The sequence below is a fragment of the Bartonella sp. AA81SXKL genome (genome assembly GCF_042196945.1).
GTDB lineage: Bacteria > Pseudomonadota > Alphaproteobacteria > Rhizobiales > Rhizobiaceae > Bartonella.
Genome location: NZ_JBHIRH010000213.1, coordinates 343 through 745 on the forward strand (window position 1 = coordinate 343; position 403 = coordinate 745).

Annotated in this window: 1 pseudogene; it reads right to left on the bottom strand. The window is 39.7% G+C overall.

From position 1 onward, the window contains the following. Positions 1–400 (bottom strand): annotated as a pseudogene (locus ACFINZ_RS10670) (hypothetical protein); the annotation flags it as partial. Positions 401–403: the final 3 nt, after the last annotated feature.

The window sequence follows — 403 nt, forward strand, 5'->3', positions numbered from 1 at the left end:
GAGTTTCTAAACGTTGCTGTAAAGCCGCAAGAGCACTTGCATTGCTCTGCCCAACTAACATAGCAGCTTTCATATCTTTTGAGACGCTAATTAAAGTGAGCACATACTCTTCAAGACTACTTACTTTTTCCTCTAAAGCCGCAAAAGCTTTTCTGCTTTCTTCCTGCGATGCTTCACCACTTTGAAATGTTCCAAGCTGACGTGATGAAAAAGAAGAAATTTCTGCTTTCAAGCTATCGATTTCCTGAAGCGCATACTTCAATTGCCTTATTGTCTCTTCACTTTGAATTTTTGCAGTTTCAGCAATCTGCAAAGCATTTTCCTCTCCAGTAGGATTGCTAAGTAAAGAAAACGAAAGCAAACCTGCCCACTGAAGACCCATAAAAATACCCAAAGCGATAAA